The 17,222-nt window shown below is 71.4% G+C and carries 12 protein-coding genes; 3 read left to right on the plus strand and 9 right to left on the minus strand.

The features are described 5' to 3' along the window. Positions 1 to 52 precede the first annotated feature (52 nt). From serA to OHS81_RS10105, 6 genes are all read right to left on the minus strand, one after another. The gene (serA, locus tag OHS81_RS10080) at positions 53 to 1,645 is read right to left on the minus strand and encodes a phosphoglycerate dehydrogenase (protein ID WP_328384420.1); all 1,593 of its coding nucleotides are present in this window, start codon (positions 1,643 to 1,645) and stop codon (positions 53 to 55) included. Between the two features lie 270 nt (positions 1,646 to 1,915). After that, complete coding sequence (gene ilvC / locus OHS81_RS10085) at positions 1,916 to 2,914, minus strand: ketol-acid reductoisomerase (protein WP_328384422.1); 999 nt, start codon at positions 2,912 to 2,914, stop codon at positions 1,916 to 1,918. Positions 2,915 to 3,015: 101 nt separating this feature from the next. Then, positions 3,016 to 3,540, minus strand: coding sequence for an acetolactate synthase small subunit (ilvN, locus tag OHS81_RS10090; RefSeq protein ID WP_030816355.1), 525 nt, complete (start codon positions 3,538 to 3,540; stop codon positions 3,016 to 3,018). 40 nt (positions 3,541 to 3,580) lie between these two features. Next, positions 3,581 to 5,455, minus strand: coding sequence for an acetolactate synthase large subunit (locus OHS81_RS10095; protein WP_328384424.1), 1,875 nt, complete (start codon positions 5,453 to 5,455; stop codon positions 3,581 to 3,583). Between the two features lie 207 nt (positions 5,456 to 5,662). Next, the gene (locus OHS81_RS10100; RefSeq protein WP_328391022.1) at positions 5,663 to 8,563 is read right to left on the minus strand and encodes a putative bifunctional diguanylate cyclase/phosphodiesterase; all 2,901 of its coding nucleotides are present in this window, start codon (positions 8,561 to 8,563) and stop codon (positions 5,663 to 5,665) included. 321 nt (positions 8,564 to 8,884) lie between these two features. After that, positions 8,885 to 9,847, minus strand: coding sequence for a 2-hydroxyacid dehydrogenase (locus OHS81_RS10105; RefSeq protein WP_328384426.1), 963 nt, complete (start codon positions 9,845 to 9,847; stop codon positions 8,885 to 8,887). Between the two features lie 88 nt (positions 9,848 to 9,935). Here OHS81_RS10105 and OHS81_RS10110 point away from each other — a divergent pair, with 88 nt between their 5' ends. From OHS81_RS10110 to OHS81_RS10120, 3 genes are all read left to right on the plus strand, one after another. Continuing rightward, positions 9,936 to 10,976: an aldo/keto reductase gene (locus tag OHS81_RS10110; RefSeq protein WP_328384428.1), complete on the plus strand. Its 1,041-nt coding sequence runs from the start codon at positions 9,936 to 9,938 to the stop codon at positions 10,974 to 10,976. Positions 10,977 to 11,196: 220 nt separating this feature from the next. After that, positions 11,197 to 12,378 carry a PQQ-dependent sugar dehydrogenase gene (locus tag OHS81_RS10115; protein ID WP_328384430.1) on the plus strand — a complete coding sequence of 394 codons (1,182 nt, stop codon included), beginning with the start codon at positions 11,197 to 11,199 and terminating at the stop codon, positions 12,376 to 12,378. Positions 12,379 to 12,465: 87 nt separating this feature from the next. Continuing rightward, positions 12,466 to 12,687: a DUF6191 domain-containing protein gene (locus OHS81_RS10120; RefSeq protein ID WP_328384432.1), complete on the plus strand. Its 222-nt coding sequence runs from the start codon at positions 12,466 to 12,468 to the stop codon at positions 12,685 to 12,687. Between the two features lie 66 nt (positions 12,688 to 12,753). Here the strand turns inward: OHS81_RS10120 and OHS81_RS10125 are convergent, their stop codons facing one another. The 3 genes from OHS81_RS10125 to OHS81_RS10135 all read right to left on the minus strand — a co-directional run bounded on the left by OHS81_RS10125 (position 12,754) and on the right by OHS81_RS10135 (position 17,127). Continuing rightward, positions 12,754 to 15,879 (minus strand): helix-turn-helix transcriptional regulator, encoded by a 3,126-nt coding sequence (locus OHS81_RS10125; protein ID WP_328391024.1) that lies wholly within the window; start codon positions 15,877 to 15,879, stop codon positions 12,754 to 12,756. Between the two features lie 139 nt (positions 15,880 to 16,018). After that, positions 16,019 to 16,225 carry a hypothetical protein gene (locus tag OHS81_RS10130; protein WP_328384434.1) on the minus strand — a complete coding sequence of 69 codons (207 nt, stop codon included), beginning with the start codon at positions 16,223 to 16,225 and terminating at the stop codon, positions 16,019 to 16,021. A 230-nt stretch (positions 16,226 to 16,455) separates the two neighbouring features. Further along, positions 16,456 to 17,127 (minus strand): hypothetical protein, encoded by a 672-nt coding sequence (locus OHS81_RS10135; protein ID WP_328384436.1) that lies wholly within the window; start codon positions 17,125 to 17,127, stop codon positions 16,456 to 16,458. Positions 17,128 to 17,222 lie beyond the last annotated feature (95 nt).

Below are 17,222 nucleotides of genomic sequence, written 5' to 3' on the forward strand. Positions count from 1 at the left end.
CGGACTCCGCCGAAGCGGGGTCCGGGCCCGTTGGCCTGCGAGAACCTGCGAATCAGTCGCCGAGGTTCACCGCGCGCACGGAGGTCGCGCCGATCTCCTCGGCGATCTCGGAGAGCACATTCGGGGGAATCGTGTCGTCGACGGTCAGCGCGACCAGGGCCTCGCCGCCGACATCGGCCCGGGAGACCTGCATCCCGCCGATGTTGATGCCCGCCTCGCCCAGGATCCGGCCGACGGTGCCGACGACACCGGGGCGGTCGCTGTAGCGCATGAAGGCCATGTGGTCCGCGAGCGACAGGTCGATGGAGTGCTCGCCGACCGCGACGATCTTCTGGGTGTTCTTGTGGCCCGACAGCGTGCCGGAGATCGACACCTCGTCGCCGCCCGCGAGGGTGCCGCGCACGGTCACCACATTGCGGTGCTCGGGCGACTCGCTGCTGGTCGTCAGCCGCACCTCCACCCCACGCTCCTGCGCGAACAGCGGGGCGTTGACGTAGGACACCGTCTCGTCCACGACGTCCTCGAACACGCCCTTGAGCGCGGAGAGTTCGAGCACCTTGACGTCGTGCTGGGTGATCTCGCCGTACACCTCGACATCGAGGCGCATGGCGACCTCGCCGGCCAGCGCGGTGAAGATCCGGCCCAGGCGTTCGGCCAGCGGCAGGCCCGGCTTGACGTCCTCGGCGATCACGCCGCCCTGGACGTTGACCGCGTCCGGCACCAGCTCGCCGGCCAGCGCCAGCCGCACCGACTTGGCGACCGAGATACCGGCCTTCTCCTGCGCCTCACCCGTCGAGGCACCGAGGTGCGGCGTGGCGACGACCTGGTCGAACTCGAAGAGCGGCGAGTCGGTGCAGGGCTCGGTCGCGTAGACGTCGAGGCCCGCGCCGGCCACCCGGCCCTCCTTCAGCGCGGTGGCCAGCGCCGCCTCGTCGACGATCCCGCCACGGGCGGCGTTGACGATCCGGACGGACGGCTTGACCTTGTGCAGCGCCTCGTCGCCGATGAGGCCGACGGTCTCGGGCGTCTTGGGGAGGTGGACGGTGATGAAGTCCGCGACCTCCAGCAGCTCGTCCAGGCTCAGCAGCTTGACGCCCATCTGCGCGGCACGGGCCGGCTGGACATAGGGGTCGTAGGCGACGACCTTCATACCGAACGCCGACATCCGCTGGGCGACCAGGACGCCGATCCGGCCGAGGCCGACCACGCCGAGGGTCTTCTCGCTGAGCTCGACACCGGTGTACTTGCTGCGCTTCCACTCGCCGTTCTTCAGGGCGGTGTTGGCCTGCGGGATGTTGCGGGCCGTGGCGACGAGCAGGCCGCAGGCCAGCTCGGCGGCGGTGACGATGTTGGAGGTCGGGGCGTTGACGACCATCACGCCGGCCTTGGTGGCGGCGGAGACGTCGACGTTGTCCAGGCCCACGCCCGCGCGGGCGACGACCCTGAGCTTCCTGGCGGCGGCGATGGCCTCGGCGTCGATCTTCGTCGCGCTGCGCACGAGGACGGCGTCGACGTCGGCGATGGCGGGCAGCAGCTCGGCGCGGTCCGCGCCGTTGCAGTGCCGGATCTCGAAGTCCGGGCCGAGGGCGTCGACGGTGGCGGGCGACAGCTCTTCGGCGATCAGTACGACTGGTTTCGGGCTCACGTGGTCTTCAGTCCTCACTAGTCCTTCGCGGACGGCCGTCCCGACGGCCGAAGGCGGTGAAGGGGGAAAGCCGCGTGGAAGACGCACGACGCTGTGAGCCTGACGCGCTTGTGCTTGGCAGTGTAGTGGCGGTGCGGGGCGCGTCCTGTGCCGATGCGGAAGGATCACCCGTGCGTGGTTCTACGCGGTGGACAAGGCACTGCGGCGGCCTTGGCCGGGCGTATGGACGAGGGGGCCGCGAACTGTTCCGCGGCCCCCTGTCCATTCGGCTTACGCCTCGTCGTCCACCCAGCTCATCAGCTTGCGCAGCTGCTTGCCGGTGGTCTCCAGGAGGTGGTCCTCGTCGGCCTTCTTGTACTCGTTGTACTTCGGCAGACCGGCGTTGTACTCCGCCATCCAGTTGTTGGCGAAGGTGCCGTCCTGGATCTCGGCGAGCACCTTCTTCATCTCGGCCTTGGTGTTCTCGTTGATGATCCGCGGGCCGGTGATGTAGTCGCCCCACTCGGCGGTCTCGGAGACCGACCAGCGCATCTTCTCCAGGCCGCCCTCGTACATCAGGTCCACGATCAGCTTCAGCTCGTGGAGGCACTCGAAGTACGCGATCTCGGGCTGGTAGCCCGCCTCGACCAGGGTCTCGAAGCCGGCCTTGACCAGCGCCGAGGCGCCACCGCACAGGACGGCCTGCTCACCGAACAGGTCGGTCTCGGTCTCCTCGGTGAAGGTGGTCTTGATGACGCCGGCGCGGGTGCCGCCGATGCCCTTGGCGTAGGAGAGCGCGAGCGCGAAGGCGTTGCCGGTCGCGTCCTGCTCGACGCCCGCGATGCACGGGACGCCGCGGCCTTCCTCGTACTGGCGGCGGACCAGGTGGCCCGGGCCCTTGGGGGCGACGAGGGCGACGTCCACGCCGGCCGGGGGCTTGATGAAGCCGTAGCGGATGTTCAGGCCGTGGCCGAAGAACAGTGCGTCGCCGTCCTTCAGCTGGTCCTTGATGGACTCCTCGTAGACCTTGGCCTGGATCGGGTCCGGGACCAGGATCATGATGACGTCGGCCTCGGCGGCCGCCTCCGCGGGGGTCACCACGCGCAGGCCCTGCTCCTCGGCCTTGGCCTTGGACTTGGAGCCCTCGTGCAGACCGACGCGCACATCGACACCCGAGTCGCGCAGGGACAGCGCGTGGGCGTGGCCCTGGCTCCCGTAGCCGATGACCGCGACCTTGCGGTTCTGGATGATGGACAGGTCGGCATCGTCGTCGTAGAACAGCTCGGCCACTTCGGGTATCTCCTTGGATCTAGCGGGGTGCCCACACAGTACGTCGGGCGGGGTGAGGAAAGGCGGTGGGTCTCGCCATACGGTCCGGTCGGACCGCAGGGTCAGGCCGAACGGTCCAGTGCGCGCAGCGAGCGGTCGGTGATGGACCGGGCGCCGCGGCCTATGGCGATGGTCCCGGACTGCACCAGTTCCTTGATGCCGAACGGCTCCAGCATCTTGAGCATCGCCTCCAGCTTTTCACTGGATCCGGTGGCCTCGATGGTGACGGCCTCGGGCGAGACGTCGACGGTCTTGGCGCGGAAGAGCTGGACGATCTCGACGATCTGCGAGCGCGTCTCGTTGTCGGCGCGGACCTTCACCAGGACCAGTTCGCGCTGGATCGCGGCGCCCGGCTCCAGCTCGACGATCTTCAGGACGTTGACGAGCTTGTTGAGCTGCTTGGTGACCTGCTCCAGCGGCAGCGACTCGACGCTGACCACGATGGTGATGCGGGAGATGTCGGGGTGCTCGGTGACCCCGACCGCGAGCGAGTCGATGTTGAAGCCGCGGCGGGAGAACAGTGCGGCGATCCGGGCGAGGATGCCGGGGGTGTTCTCCACCAGGACGGAGAGCGTGTGCTTGGACATGGTCTTCTCTCTTCTTCCGTGCGTCCGTGACGTCCTGGGCTCAGTCGTCTTCGTTGTCGCCGAAGTCGGGACGCACGCCCCGGGCGGCCATGACCTCGTCGTTGGAGGTGCCGGCGGCGACCATCGGCCACACCTGGGCGTCCTCGTGCACGATGAAGTCGATCACGACCGGGCGGTCGTTGATCGCATTGGCCTTGGCGATGACCGCGTCCAGCTCGGCCGGGTCCTCACAGCGCATCGCGACGCACCCCATCGCCTCGGACAGCTTCACGAAGTCCGGGATACGGGTGCCGGCGCTCGGCTGCTTGCCGTCGGCCTCGGGGCCGGAGTGGAGCACGGTGTTGGAGTAGCGCTGGTTGTAGAAGAGGGTCTGCCACTGGCGGACCATGCCCAGCGCGCCGTTGTTGATGATCGCGACCTTGATCGGGATGTTGTTCAGCGCGCAGGTGACCAGCTCCTGGTTGGTCATCTGGAAGCAGCCGTCGCCGTCGATCGCCCAGACCGTACGGTCCGGCTGTCCGGCCTTGGCGCCCATCGCGGCGGGAACGGCATAGCCCATCGTCCCGGCGCCGCCGGAGTTCAGCCAGGTCGAGGGCTGTTCGTAGCCGATGAAGTGGGCGGCCCACATCTGGTGCTGGCCGACGCCCGCGGCGTAGATGGTGTCGGCGGGGGCGAGCTGCCCGATCCGCTCGATGACCTGCTGCGGGGAGAGGCTGCCGTCCTCGGGCAGGTCGTAGCCCAGCGGGTAGGTCTCCCGCCAGCGGTTGAGGTCCTTCCACCAGGCCGCATATCCCGTTCGGGCGGCCTCGCCCCTGTGGCCGGCGTCGTGCTCGGCCTGGACGGCGACGATCAGGTCGGCGATGACCTCGCGGGCGTCACCGACGATCGGCACGTCCGCGGCACGGTTCTTGCCGATCTCCGCCGGGTCGATGTCCGCGTGGACGACCTTGGCGTACGGGGCGAAGGAATCCAGCTTGCCGGTGACGCGGTCGTCGAAGCGGGCGCCGAGGGTGATCAGCAGGTCCGACTTCTGCAGCGCGGTGACGGCGGTGACCGCACCGTGCATCCCGGGCATGCCGACGTGCTGCGGGTGGCTGTCGGGGAAGGCACCCAGGGCCATCAGGGTGGTGGTGACGGGGGCGCCGGTCAGCTCGGCGAGCACCTTCAGCTCGGCGGTGGCACCGGCCTTCATCACGCCGCCGCCGACGTAGAGCACCGGGCGCTTGGACTCGGCGATCAGCCGGGCGGCCTCGCGGATCTGCTTGGCGTGCGGCTTGGTCACCGGGCGGTAGCCGGGCAGCTCGGTGTGCGGCGGCCAGACGAAGGTGGTCTGCGCCTGGAGGGCGTCCTTGGCGATGTCGACCAGGACCGGGCCCGGGCGGCCGGTGGCCGCGATGTGGAACGCCTCGGCGATCGTCCGGGGGATCTCGGCGGGGTCGGTGACCAGGAAGTTGTGCTTGGTGATCGGCATCGTGATGCCGCAGATGTCCGCCTCCTGGAAGGCGTCCGTGCCGATCGCCTTGGACGCGACCTGCCCGGTGATCGCCACCATCGGGACGGAGTCCATATGGGCGTCGGCGATCGGGGTGACGAGGTTGGTGGCACCGGGGCCCGAGGTCGCCATGCAGACGCCGACCTTGCCGGTGGCCTGGGCGTAGCCGGTGGCCGCGTGGCCGGCGCCCTGCTCGTGGCGCACCAGGACGTGCCGGACCTTCGAGGAGTCCATCATCGGGTCGTACGCAGGAAGGATCGCACCGCCGGGAATGCCGAACACGGTGTCGGCCCCGACCTCCTCGAGCGAACGGATCAGGGACTGCGCACCCGTGACGTGCTCGACGGCGGCGGTCTGCTGCGGTCCGCCGGAGTGACGGGCCCGCGGCTGCGGATGGTGGGCCCCGGAGGCCTGCTCGGTCATCTGCGTCTCTTCTCGAAGCTGAGGGTTTTGACGGATTTGTGAGGTTGCTATGCAACAAAAAACCCCCCGTGCCAAGTGGCAAGCGAGGGGAGCGCGTCGGTGTGCGAGTCGGGTTTCGTCAGTGACCCGGCTTCAGCCGACGCGCTTTCCAAGTACGAGAATTCGGGTGCGCATGGCACAGACCCTCCCCCCGCCGTGCACCGAGTGTCAAGTGGGTGGGACGGAGGTCTCACTATTTGAGCGCAATGGCGGATGCATGAGCGAATCCGGACCCGCCGGTCCGCCGTGCCGGACGGGCAGTCCGCTGCCGGTCAGCACCACCGCCCGGCTCTGGCCCGGCAGGTCCGGCACCGGGTAGTGGGCGTGCGTCAGGGACCGCCGCAGCCGGTGTTCGTCGAGCGGCCCGGAGAAGGCCATGCCCATGCCGTGCGTGCAGCCCATGGAGCGCAGCGCGAGGACCTGCTCGGGCAGATCGACGCCGTCGGCGACGGACTGCATGCCCAGGTCTCCGGCGATCCGCAGCAGCCCTGCGGTGATCTTGTGCAGCCGGGCGGACTCCACCACTCCGTCGACCAGCCCGCGGTCCAGCCGCAGGACGTCGACCGGAAGCCGGCGCAGCGCGCTGATGGCGGCGTATCCGCTGCCGAAGCCGTCGAGGGCGATCCGTACGCCGAGGCGGCGCAGCGCCACCAGACGGCGTTCCAGGTCGTCGAGCGGGATACGGGAGTCGCTGTCGGACAGCTCCAGGACCAGCGCCCGCGAGGGCAGGGCGTGCCGGGTGAGCAGCGACTCGACGCCCTTGGGGGACAGTGCATGGTCCAGCAGCCGGCGGGCGGAGAGCCGGACCGCGACCGGGACCGGATAGCCCGCGCGGTGGCGCGCCGCGGCCTGCTCGACGGCCGCCTCCAGCTGCCACCGGTCCAGCTCCGCGGTGCGCTCGCCGTCGTCGGCGAACCGGCCGCGGTCGCCGACCCGCAGGAACTCGGCGGGGGTGAAGAGGATGCCCTGGGCGGAGCGCCAGCGGGCGTGGGCCGCGACCGCGGTGACCCGGCCGCCGGCCAGCTCCACCACCGGCTGGTGCAGCAGCGTGAACGCCCCGTCGTGCAGGGCCGTACGCAGCTTGGTGGCGAGCTCGGCGCGGTGTGCCACCTCGCTCTGCATCTGGGGTGCGTACAGCTCCACCCGGCCCTTGCCGGCCTGCTTGGCGCGGTACATCGCCAGGTCGGCGTTGCGCAGCAGGCCCGCGGGGCTCACCCCGGGGTCGGCGAAGGCGACGCCGATGCTGGCCGCCACCCGGACGTCCCGGCCGTCGATGCGGTAGGGCTCGGAGAGCTTGATGCGCAGCCGGTCGGCGATCTCGTGGATGCGGAATTCGCGGGCGGCGCGGTCGCGGGTGCCGTCGCCGGTGATCAGCGCGGCGAACTCGTCGCCGCCCAGGCGCGCCGCTATGTCCCCGGAGCGCACCGAGTCACCGAGCCGCCGGGCGGCCTGGATCAGCAGTTCGTCGCCCGCCTGATGGCCGATGGTGTCGTTGACCTGCTTGAAACCGTCCAGGTCGATGTAGAGCACGGCGGTGTCGTGGTCGCTGGCCCGGCGGCCGGTGACGGCCTGGGTGACGCGTTCGGTGAACAGCGCGCGGTTGGGCAGGTCGGTGAGCGCGTCGTGGGAGGCGTTGTGCTGGAGCTGGGCCTGCAGCCGGACGCGTTCGGTGACATCGCGGGAGTTGAAGATCAGGCCGCCGTGGTGGCGGTTGACCGTGGATTCGACGTTCAGCCAGCCGTCGCCGCCCGAGCGCTGTTCGCCGGCGCGGAAGCGGCATTCGATACGGGTGGTCGGTTCGTCCTCGGGGGCGGCGGCGAGGAATCTGCGGACCTCGTGCACCACCCGGCCCAGGTCTTCGGGGTGGATCAGCGAGGCCAGCTCGGAGCCGACCAGTTCCTCGGCGTCGCGGCCGTAGACCCCGGCGGCGGCCGGGCTCACATAGCGCAGCACACCGGTCGGGGCAGCGATCATGATGACGTCGCTGGAGCCCTGCACCAGGGAGCGGAAGTGGTTCTCCTTCTGCGCCAGCTCCTGGGTGAGGGTGATGTTGTCGAGCAGCATGATGCCCTGGCGGACGACCAGCGCCAGCACGACCGTGCAGCCGGTGAAGAGCACCACGCGGTCGATGCGGCGCCCGTCGAGGACGTTGGTGAGGATGCCGAGCGTGCAGACGGCGGCGGCGAGATACGGGGTCAGCGCGGCGAGCGAGCCCGCGATGGGGCGGCTGCCGTGCGGCTGGACCCGGCGGGCGGCGGGCTTGACGTCCTCCTCGGGGCACTCCTCACCCGCGCGACGGGCGACCCAGGGTGCGTACGCGAGCAGCATCGAGCCGGCGAACCAGCCGGCGTCCAGGATCTGTCCGGAGCGGTAGTGCTCGCGCAGCAGCGGCGAGCTGAACAGGGCGTCGCACAGCACCGTCAGCGCCAGCGCCGCGACGGCGGTGTTGATGGCCGAGCGGTGCACCGAGGAGCGCCGGAAGTGCAGCGCGAGCACCATGCTCACCAGCACGATGTCCAGCAGCGGGTAGGCCAGCGACAGTGCGCTCTGCGCCACGCTGCGGCCCTGGAAGTGGGCGGTGTGGGCGAGCGCGAGGCTCCATGAGAGAGTGACCAGCGATCCCGCGATCAGCCAGGAGTCGAGGCCCAGGCAGACCCAGCCGGCCCTGGTCACCGGCCTCTTGGCGAGCACCAGCAGGCCGACGATGGCGGGTGGCGCGAACAGCAGGAAGCAGAAGTCGGCCAGGCAGGGGCTGGGGACCGTGGTGCCCTGGATGACCTCGTACCAGCCCCATACGCCGTTGCCGAGACCGGCCATGGCCGACGAGGCGGCGAACAGCATCCATGCCGGGCGGAACCGGGTGCGGCGCTTGCGGGCGTACAGACCGCAGGAGAAGGCCGCCAGGAACGCCGCGAAACTGAGGCCGAAGTCCCCCATGAACGCGGCGACTTCGGGCGATCCCCAGCCGAAGGCGGCACCGACGGCATAGCCGCCGCAGAGTACGGCGAGGACGATCTGCGGCACCACGCCCGGCGGGTTGCCGGCCGGTGCCGGTGACCGCGAGAGCATCGCCCCGGGGGCGCTCACCGGACTCTTCCCCTCGTCCGTGGCGGGCGTCGCGAGCGGTGCGCCTGCGGACCTCGCAGTATTCCCGTGGGCGGTCGTGGATCGCGCTTTTCGCGAATCATCCATCGGCTGTACATCGCCCGTCGCCCCCCTCGAGTCCCGGATCTTTCGCATCGCGCCGTGTCCTTCCCGGCGTCGTCCCCGCTCGGGACGATACACCAGTTCCGTCACTCAGGGACATAGCATCTCTACGGAGCGTGACTATCAGCGAATGACGAACACGCTTTGCAGTCGTACGGCCTCGTAGTGCTATTGCGCAAGCGGTCAGCCGGCGGTGGCGACCACGTTCCGCAGGGGCTCGCCGGCCGCGAAAAGCGTCAACTGATCGCGCAGCAGCCGCTTCGCACGGGGCAGGAAGGCAGAGCTGGGGCCACCGACGTGTGGAGTGATGAGTACGCCCGGAGCGTGCCACAGCGGATGCCCGGGGGGCAGGGGTTCCGGATCGGTGACATCGAGTGCGGCGCACAGCCGTCCGGATTCCAGTTCGGCGAGCAGCGCCTTGGTGTCGACGATCCCTCCGCGCGCGACGTTCACGAGCAGTGCGCCGTCCTTCATCCGCGCCAGGAAATCGGGTCCGACCAGGCCACGCGTCGTATCGGTGAGCGGAGTCGCCAGCACGACCACGTCCGCATCGGGCAGGAGGGCGGACAGGTCGGAGAGTGGATGCACAGGACCGCGCACAGTGTCACGCGCGGTGCGCGCGACGCGCGTTACCCGCGCACATTCGAAGGGTGTGAGCCGGTCTTCGATGGCACTGCCGATCGAACCATAGCCCACAATGAGGACCGACTTGTCGGCGAGCGCCGGACGGAAGCCGTGCCGCCACTCCCCCGCGTCCTGGCCTCGTACGAAGCCCGGGACATCGCGCAGTGCGGCGAGGATCAGGGTGAGCGCCAGCTCGGCGGTGCTCGCGTCGTGCAGCCCCCGCGCGTTGCACAGTTGGGCTCCGGACGGCATCCACTCCAGCCCCGGGAGCATGTTGTCGACACCGGCGGTGAGTGTCTGCACCACCCTCACACGGCTCATCCGGGACAGCGGGCGCAGGCTGGTCTCCGTGTCCTTCATGTAGGGGACGGCGTAGAAGGCACAGCGGGCCGGGTCGGCCGGGTAGTCGGGGCCGGCGTCCCAGTGGACGTAGCGGAGACCTCCGGGGAGGCCGTCGATCTCGTCGGGCGGGATCGGGAGCCATACGTCATGCGCTTCGGTGCGCTGGTCTGCGGTTGCCATGGCCGCAGGCTATGCGAAGAGACGTTCTGTTCAGACGTTAGTTTGGTCTGGCCCTTGATCGGGGGCGAGGGGACGGAGGCAGAGCCAGGTGGAGCGCAGGACAATCGGTGCGGCGGCTCTCGACGTGGGCGCCATCGGGCTCGGCTGTATGCCGATGAGCTGGGGGTACACCGAGTCGCAGCGCAGCTTGGACAGCTCGCTGCGGGCCGTGCACACCGCGCTGGACCAGGGGTGCAGCCTGCTGGACACCGCCGATATGTACGGCCCGTTCACCAACGAGCTGCTGGTGGGGCGGGTGCTCAAGGAGCGGCGGGCGGAGGCGTTCGTCTCGACGAAGTGCGGGCTGCTGGTGGGTGAGCAGCACATCGTCGCCAATGGGCGGCCCGGTTACGTCAAGCGCGCCTGCGACGCCTCGCTGCGGCGGCTGCAGACCGACCGGATCGATCTTTACCAGCTGCACCGGGCCGATCCCGAGGTGCCCGTCGAGGAGACCTGGGGAGCGATGGCGGAGCTGGTGGCGGCGGGGAAGGTGCGGTCGCTGGGGCTGTGTGCGGTGGGCGCGCAGGCGGTACGGCCGTCCCGCGCGGCCCGTACGGAGCGGCGTCCGGCGGGCGGCGGGGCGCGCCCCCGCTCCCGGATGCACGACGGCACGCTGGCCCAACTGGAGCGCATCCAGCAGGTGTTCCCCGTCAGCAGCGTGCAGGCGGAGCTGTCGGTGTGGTCGCCGGAGGCGCTGGAGGAGCTGCTGCCGTGGTGTGAGTCGCGGGGGGTCGGCTTCCTCGCGGCGATGCCGCTGGGGAACGGCTATCTGACCGGCACCCTCACCCCGGGGCAGGGCTTCGAACGGGAGGACATACGGGCCCGCCACCCCCGCTTCACCGCCGAGATGATGGCCGCGAACCAGCCGGTGGTGGCGGGGCTGCGGCGGGTCGGCGCCCGGTACGGCGCCACGCCCGGGCAGGTGGCGCTGGCGTGGGTGCTGGCGCAGGGCCGGCATGTGGTGCCGGTGCCGGGCACGAAGAAGGAACGCTGGGCCGCGCAGAACGCCAAGGCCGCACAGCTGACGCTGACCCGCGAGGACCTGGCGGAGATCGCCGCGCTGCCACCGGCGCGCAGGTCCTGGTACTGACGGGTCCTGCTGCTGGTGCGTCCTGGTACCGAGCGGGGCGTCCCCGGGGCCGGGAGAGCGGCGCAGCGCCAAGGCCGCGCGTGTCCCGCTCGCGGCGCGGCCGCCCCGGCCCGATCATGGCAGGTGGGAGTGGTGCGGGATGGGACAAGGCGCGGCGCGGCGAGGCCGCGGTGTGGTGTTCTGGTCCACTCCACGTCCTGCCGACGAGAGGACCCCTGCCGTGCAACGCCGTTTCCGGACCGCTGTGTTGGCCGCCGCTTCGCTGCTCCTGGCAGCGGGCTGCACGTCCGGCGGCGCGCAGCCCCGGGGCGGGGGGAGCACCGGCCCGGCGGAGAACCGTGGCGGAGCCGCCTCGCCGAGCGCCACCGCGTCGTCGGCCGCGCCGCCCGCCAAGGGCTCGGTGCAGGTGACCGGCACCCTGGCCACCGGGCTGAAGTCGCCGTGGGGCGTGGCGGTGCTGCCGGGCGGGGATCTGCTGGTCTCCTCCCGTGACACCGGGAAGATCTTCCGGGTCGCGGCGCACGGCGGGAAGATCACCGAGCTGGGATCGGTGCCGGGGGTGGATCCCGGAGGTGAGGGCGGACTGCTGGGGATCGCGGTGTCGTCCACGTTCGGTACGGACCACCAGGTGTACGCGTACTTCACCACCGCGTCCGACAACCGCATCGCCCGCATGATCTACGACGAGAAGCGGCTCCCGGGCAATCAGCTGGGCGCGCCCGACACGATCTTCAAGGGGATCCCCAAGGGCCAGATCCACAACGGCGGCCGGATCGCGTTCGGCCCGGACAAGATGCTCTACGCCGGCACCGGTGAGACCGGCGACACCGGACTGGCGCAGGACAAGCAGTCCCTGGGCGGCAAGATCCTCCGGATGACGCCGGACGGACAGCCGGCGCACGGCAACCCGGAAGCGGATTCGGTGGTGTACGACTACGGCCACCGCAATGTGCAGGGCCTGGCCTGGGACGACGGCAAGCGCCTGTGGGCCTCGGAGTTCGGCCAGAACACCTGGGACGAGCTCAATCTGATCGAGCCGGGCAAGAACTACGGCTGGCCCGAGGTCGAGGGCAAGGGGAAGGGCGCAGGCAAGGCCGCGGGCACCGTGTTCACGGATCCGGTCGAGGTGTGGAAGACCGCGGACGCCTCGCCCAGCGGTATCGCCTACGCCAAGGGCTCGATCTGGATGGCCTCGCTGCGCGGCGAACGGCTGTGGCGGATCCCGCTGAACGGGACGAAACCGGTGGCGGCGCCGCAGGCCTTCTTGAAGGGCGCCTACGGACGCCTGCGGACCGTCGTGGCGGCCGACGACGGGGCGTTGTGGCTGGTCACCAGCAACACGGACGGACGGGGCACACCGCACAAGGGCGATGACCGGATTCTCCGCCTCAAGGTGAGCTGATCGGGCTGATCCCCTTTTCGGGCGACCTGCCTACACTCGTGGGCAGGGGGGACGGGTGCGTGTCAACCGATGAGGGGGCAGGGCACCATGTTCAACATCGCGGAAGAACTGTTCGCACCGGGGCGCAAGCACACCGACGAGGAGCGGCAGAAAATGTCGCTCGTCGTCGATGACGTGGGTGACGGTGACCCCGGCAAGGGCCCGATCGATCTCTCCTCGGGGACCGTCGTCGTCAGGACCCCCCGGCAGCGGCAGGACGACGACCGCGGCCGGGAGCGGGACGGGGAGCAGGGCCGGGGACGGTCGTAGGTGTAGGGCCCTGTGCGGTCCCGACGCGGGGTCGACGGTGACATGCCCTGGGCCCGGCCGTGCCCGTCAGGGGGCCAGGGCGGTCCCCTGACCGGGTATCGGCTCCCCGAACAGGCGCAGGCGGTGTGCCACCGCGCCCGCCTCTCCGCGCCCGGAGACGCCCAGCTTGGCGAGGATGTTGGAGACATGGACGCTGGCGGTCTTCGGGGAGATGAACAGGGCGTCGGCTATCTGGCGGTTGCTGCGCCCGTCGGCGACCAGGCGCAGTACGTCGCGTTCGCGCGGGGTCAGGCCGAGGGATTCGGCGGGGACGGCGCCGGCGGGTGACGCGGACGCGGCCGCGGGGACGGCACCGGAGGCCGGCTCCGTCGCGGCCGCCGGCTGCAGGCCGGGCAGGGGGACGCGGGCCCGCTGGGCGAGGAGGGCGAGTTCTTCGGCGAGCGGACGGGCGCCCATCGTCGCGGCGGCGGTGTGCGCCTGGGTGAGCAGGAGTACGGCGGCCTCGCGCGGGGTGCGGCCGTGCAGTCCGAGGGTGGCCCGCTCGCTGCCGTGGAGGAGGGATTCCGCCCAGCGGTAGCACGCCCGGGCGAGCTCGTGCGGGCGTTCCAGGGGTTCGAAGGCGGCGACCGCCTCCGCCCAGGAGTCGGGGCTTTCGCGGCCCTCGGCGCGGCGGAGTTCGGCGTCGAGCGCGAGGCCGTGGGCCGTCCAGACCGGGCAGAGCCGGGGCAGCTTCTTCGCGGCCTCCCGGATGCGGGCGAGGACCGCGGCCCGGCCCGGCTCGGCGGCGGGAAGTCCGCGGGCGTCCGCTTCGGCGGTGGTGGCCGACCAGAGCAACGGCCAGGCGTAGCGCTGGGTGCCGGGCGGGAAGCCGGCGTCCAGGGCCTGCTGGAGAATGCTGCGGGCATCGAGGATGCGGCCCTGGTGGGCGGCGATCCGCAGCGCGTGCCGCGCCATGACCAGGACGTTCTGCGGCTGCGGGTCGTGGGTGCCGTAGTGCTCCTGGGCGACGGCCAGTTCGCGTGCGGCGGCGGCGAAGTCTCCCTCGTCCAGCGCGAGATCGGTATGGCGGCTGGCGGCCAGCGCAATGGTCCGGGGATTCTGGGCGAGGCGGCGGGATGTGGCTGCGGCCCGGCCCGCTTCCTCCCAGCGGCCGAGCGACTGCAGGGATTCGGCGCGGTTGCCCAGGACCCAGCTGGTGCTGTCCTTGAGGCCGTAGCGGGTGGTGAGTTCGACGCCCTGCTCGCTGACCTCGACGGCTTCGCGGGAGCGGCCGACGCCTTCCAGGGCGGACGGGAAGTTGATGTGGCCGCGGGCGATGACGGCGAAGTAGCCGCGGTCGACGGCGAGGCCGAGGCCGGCACGGAAGTCGTCGAGGCCCGCGTCGACCTCCCCGGAGTCCACCCGCAGCCCCGCCAGGGTCAGCCGGGAGTTGAGCTCGGCCTCTTCGTCGCCCACCAACTGGGCCAGTTCCACGGCGCGCTCGGCCGTCGCGAAGCTGCCGGGACCCGGGTCGTGCAGGATCGCCCAGCTGGCGACGGCGGCAAGCACCTCGGCGTGCACGGACGACGGCGGCAGGCCGCGCATCAGCTCCTGAGCGGCGCCCAGGTCCTCCCAGCCGTTGCCGCGGCCGGTGCCCTGGCAGAGCCGGGAGCGCTGCACCAGGAACCACGCCGTACGAAGAGGATCGCTCTCGCCGCGCAGCGACCGCAGGGCGCGCTTGACGATCGTGAAGGCGCGTTCGTTGTCGCCGGAGAGCCGGGCGGCCACCGCGATCTCGGCGAGCAGGTCGAGGAAGCGCAGGGCGTCGCCGTCGTGGCAGCCGCAGGCCGGGTACGCCTCGGCGTAGTCGACCGGGCGCACCCCCTGGCGGACCTCGGTGGGCGCGTCGTCCCACAGCTCCAGGGCGCGCTCCAGCAGCCGCAGTTGTTCGGCGTAGGCATGACGGCGGCGGGCCTGGACGGAGGCGGCGAGGACGGCGGGCAGCGCCTTGGCGGCGTCATGGGACTTGTACCAGTAGCTGGCCAGCCGGGCGGCGCAGACATCGGCACGGACCAGCGAGGGGTTGGCTTCCAGGGCCTCGGCGTAGCGGCGGTTGAGGCGGGTGCGCTCGCCGGGCAGCAGATCGTCCACGACGGCCTCGCGGACGAGGGCGTGCCGGAAGCGGTAGCCCGTGCCGTCCCGGTTCGGCACGAGGGTGTTGCTGCCGACCGCGGACCGCAGTGCCTCGATGAGGTCGTCCTCGGGCATCCGGCAGACGGCGGAGAGGAGTTCGTGTTCGACCGTGGAGCCGCCCTCGGCGGCCGTGCGCACCACCCGCTGGGCGTCCTCGGGAAGCGCCTCGACGCGCACCAGCAGCAGATCGCGCAGGGGGTCGCTGAGGCCGTGCAGAGCGCCGTCGGCGAGGCCGCGGGCCAGCTCCTCGACGAAGAAGGCGTTGCCCTCGGAGCGCCGGAAGACCCGGTCGACGGTGTCCTCTGCGGGAGCGCTGCCGTGGATCCCGGCGATCTGGGAGCGGACCTCCTCGCGGTTGAAGCGGGCGAGTTCGACGCGGCGGACCGTGCGCATCCGGTCGATCTCGGCGAGGAAGGGGCGCAGGGGGTGGCGGCGGTGGATGTCGTCCGAGCGGTACGTCGCCACCAGGAGGACGCCCGCGTCGTGCAGGGAGCGCAGGAGGTAGGCGAGCAGTTCGCGGGTGGAGCGGTCGGCCCAGTGCAGGTCCTCGACGACGATGACGAGGGTGCGGTGGGCGGCAAGCCGCTCCAGGAGGCGGGCGGTCAGCTCGAAGAGGCGGGCGCGGCCGATCTCCTCGTCGTGTGCCTCGCCGGGGGTCTCCCCCAATTCGGGCAGGATGCGTGCGAGTTCGCCCTGCTGGCCGGCGACCGCGGCGGCCAGCTCGTCGCGCAGATGCCAGTTGAGGGTGTGCAGGATCGAGGAGAACGGGGCGAAGGGCAGGCCTTCGGAGCCGATCTCGATGCAGCCGCCGAGCGCGACGAGCGCGCCGGCGGCGCGGGCCGACTCGCAGAACTCCTCGATGAGACGGGTCTTGCCGACCCCGGCCTCCCCGCCGATCAGCAGGGCCTGGGGCTCGCCGGACGCCGTGCTGCGGGCGAGCGCGTCGCCCAGCGCGGCGAGTTCGGCCGTACGGCCGATGAACACGGGACTGACGGACCTGGTCTCCACGCCGGTGAGCATCGCACAGGGGTCTGACATTCCGGCAGGGGGCTCCGGTACGCGAAGCGCCCGGCCCGGTGCGGAAGGCACCCGGGGCCGGGCGGACGGACGGTTGCCGGACTGCGGGGCCGGCACCTGAGGCGTCACAGGAGTGTCGCGGTCAGGCGGCGGCGCGGCGGAGCCGCAGCCACCTGCCCCGTGTACGCACCCGCCCTCCGGGTTCGTCCGTCCCGGAACGGGCGGCGCCACGGGACCCGTTCCGCGGGGCCTCGGCCGCCGCGGTTGCCTCGTGCACCAGGCGCTGCCGGTCGGCCTCGCGGCGCAGCTCTTCGTGGCGGATCCGGATCTCCAGCTCGGAGCGGTACATGGCGTGTCTCCCCTGACGGCGGTGAGGTGGTCACTCGACGGCTTGTCGATGTGCTCCAGCCTCGTCGCCGAGGGGGGTCCGCCACATCGGGAGAGTTCCCGATCTTCGGCCGCGGGCGGTGCTCAGAAACCCGCGGTGTCGCCCGGGGGCTCCTTAGGCACCGCCCGCGGCACCCGTACGGTGCTCAGAAAGCGGCCCGGAGGTCCTTACGGAGCTACGGAGCTACGGGGTTACGGAGCCGCGGGTCCGGCGCCGCCCGCGGGGGCCTTGGGAACGGTCGGCATGTTCCCGAACAGGTCGAGGTACATGCCCGCGGAGATCAGGATCCCCAGCACGCCGAGCGCCAGCCCGCCCCAGGCGACGGCCCGCACCCAGGTGGGGCGGTGCCGGGTGGTGGTCACCACGACCGTCGCGGCGATCACGGCGAGGAGCGCGAAGAAGCCGTTGACCAGGGCGTTGGTGTGCCAGGAGGCGCCGTAGACGGCGGAGATCTGGTCGGCGGCCTGGGCCTTGCCCGACTGGACCTTGATCTGGCCCATCAGGTTCGCGCGCTCGGCCAGCGTGGTGCCGAGCCAGGTGCCGGTGACGGACGCGAGGCCCAGCCCCGCGGCGACGACGGCACCGGCGCCGGCGGCGACCCCGGTGGTGGACCCGGTGGTGGACCCGGCGGTGTGCGGGTCGCTGTCGGGAGCGTCGAGGCCGTCGTCCGCTTCGAGGTCACCGGCCTCGTCCTGCGCGGCGAGGGCGGCGTTGTCGTCGGCCTGCTCATCGGCCTTGGCGGCGGCCTTTCCGGCCGCCTCCGCCTCGGTGGTCTCCGGGATCGCAGCAGTCTCCTTGGCCCCCTGCGCCGGCACGGTCTTCTCGTCGTCGGTTCGGTTCTCGGTCGTCCTGGTCGTTCCCATGGGCGCGACCGTAGGTGCCGCGTCTGAGAGTGAGATGAGAATGGCGGCGGCCGGCGGGCGGCAGACGGCGACACGCCGTCCGCGGGGCGCCGCGA

This window comes from Streptomyces sp. NBC_00400, assembly GCF_036048035.1.
Classification (GTDB): domain Bacteria; phylum Actinomycetota; class Actinomycetes; order Streptomycetales; family Streptomycetaceae; genus Streptomyces.

Coding starts and splice junctions, on each gene's coding strand:
- OHS81_RS10095 (WP_328384424.1), bottom strand. CDS start 5,455: ATGACCGAGCAGGCCTCCGGGGCCCACCATCCGCAGCCGCGGGCCCGT.
- OHS81_RS10105 (WP_328384426.1), bottom strand. CDS start 9,847: ATGGCAACCGCAGACCAGCGCACCGAAGCGCATGACGTATGGCTCCCG.
- OHS81_RS10130 (WP_328384434.1), bottom strand. CDS start 16,225: ATGTACCGCTCCGAGCTGGAGATCCGGATCCGCCACGAAGAGCTGCGC.
- OHS81_RS10100 (WP_328391022.1), bottom strand. CDS start 8,563: ATGCTCTCGCGGTCACCGGCACCGGCCGGCAACCCGCCGGGCGTGGTG.
- OHS81_RS10125 (WP_328391024.1), bottom strand. CDS start 15,879: ATGCTCACCGGCGTGGAGACCAGGTCCGTCAGTCCCGTGTTCATCGGC.
- OHS81_RS10135 (WP_328384436.1), bottom strand. CDS start 17,127: ATGGGAACGACCAGGACGACCGAGAACCGAACCGACGACGAGAAGACC.
- ilvN (WP_030816355.1), bottom strand. CDS start 3,540: ATGTCCAAGCACACGCTCTCCGTCCTGGTGGAGAACACCCCCGGCATC.
- OHS81_RS10120 (WP_328384432.1), top strand. CDS start 12,466: ATGTTCAACATCGCGGAAGAACTGTTCGCACCGGGGCGCAAGCACACC.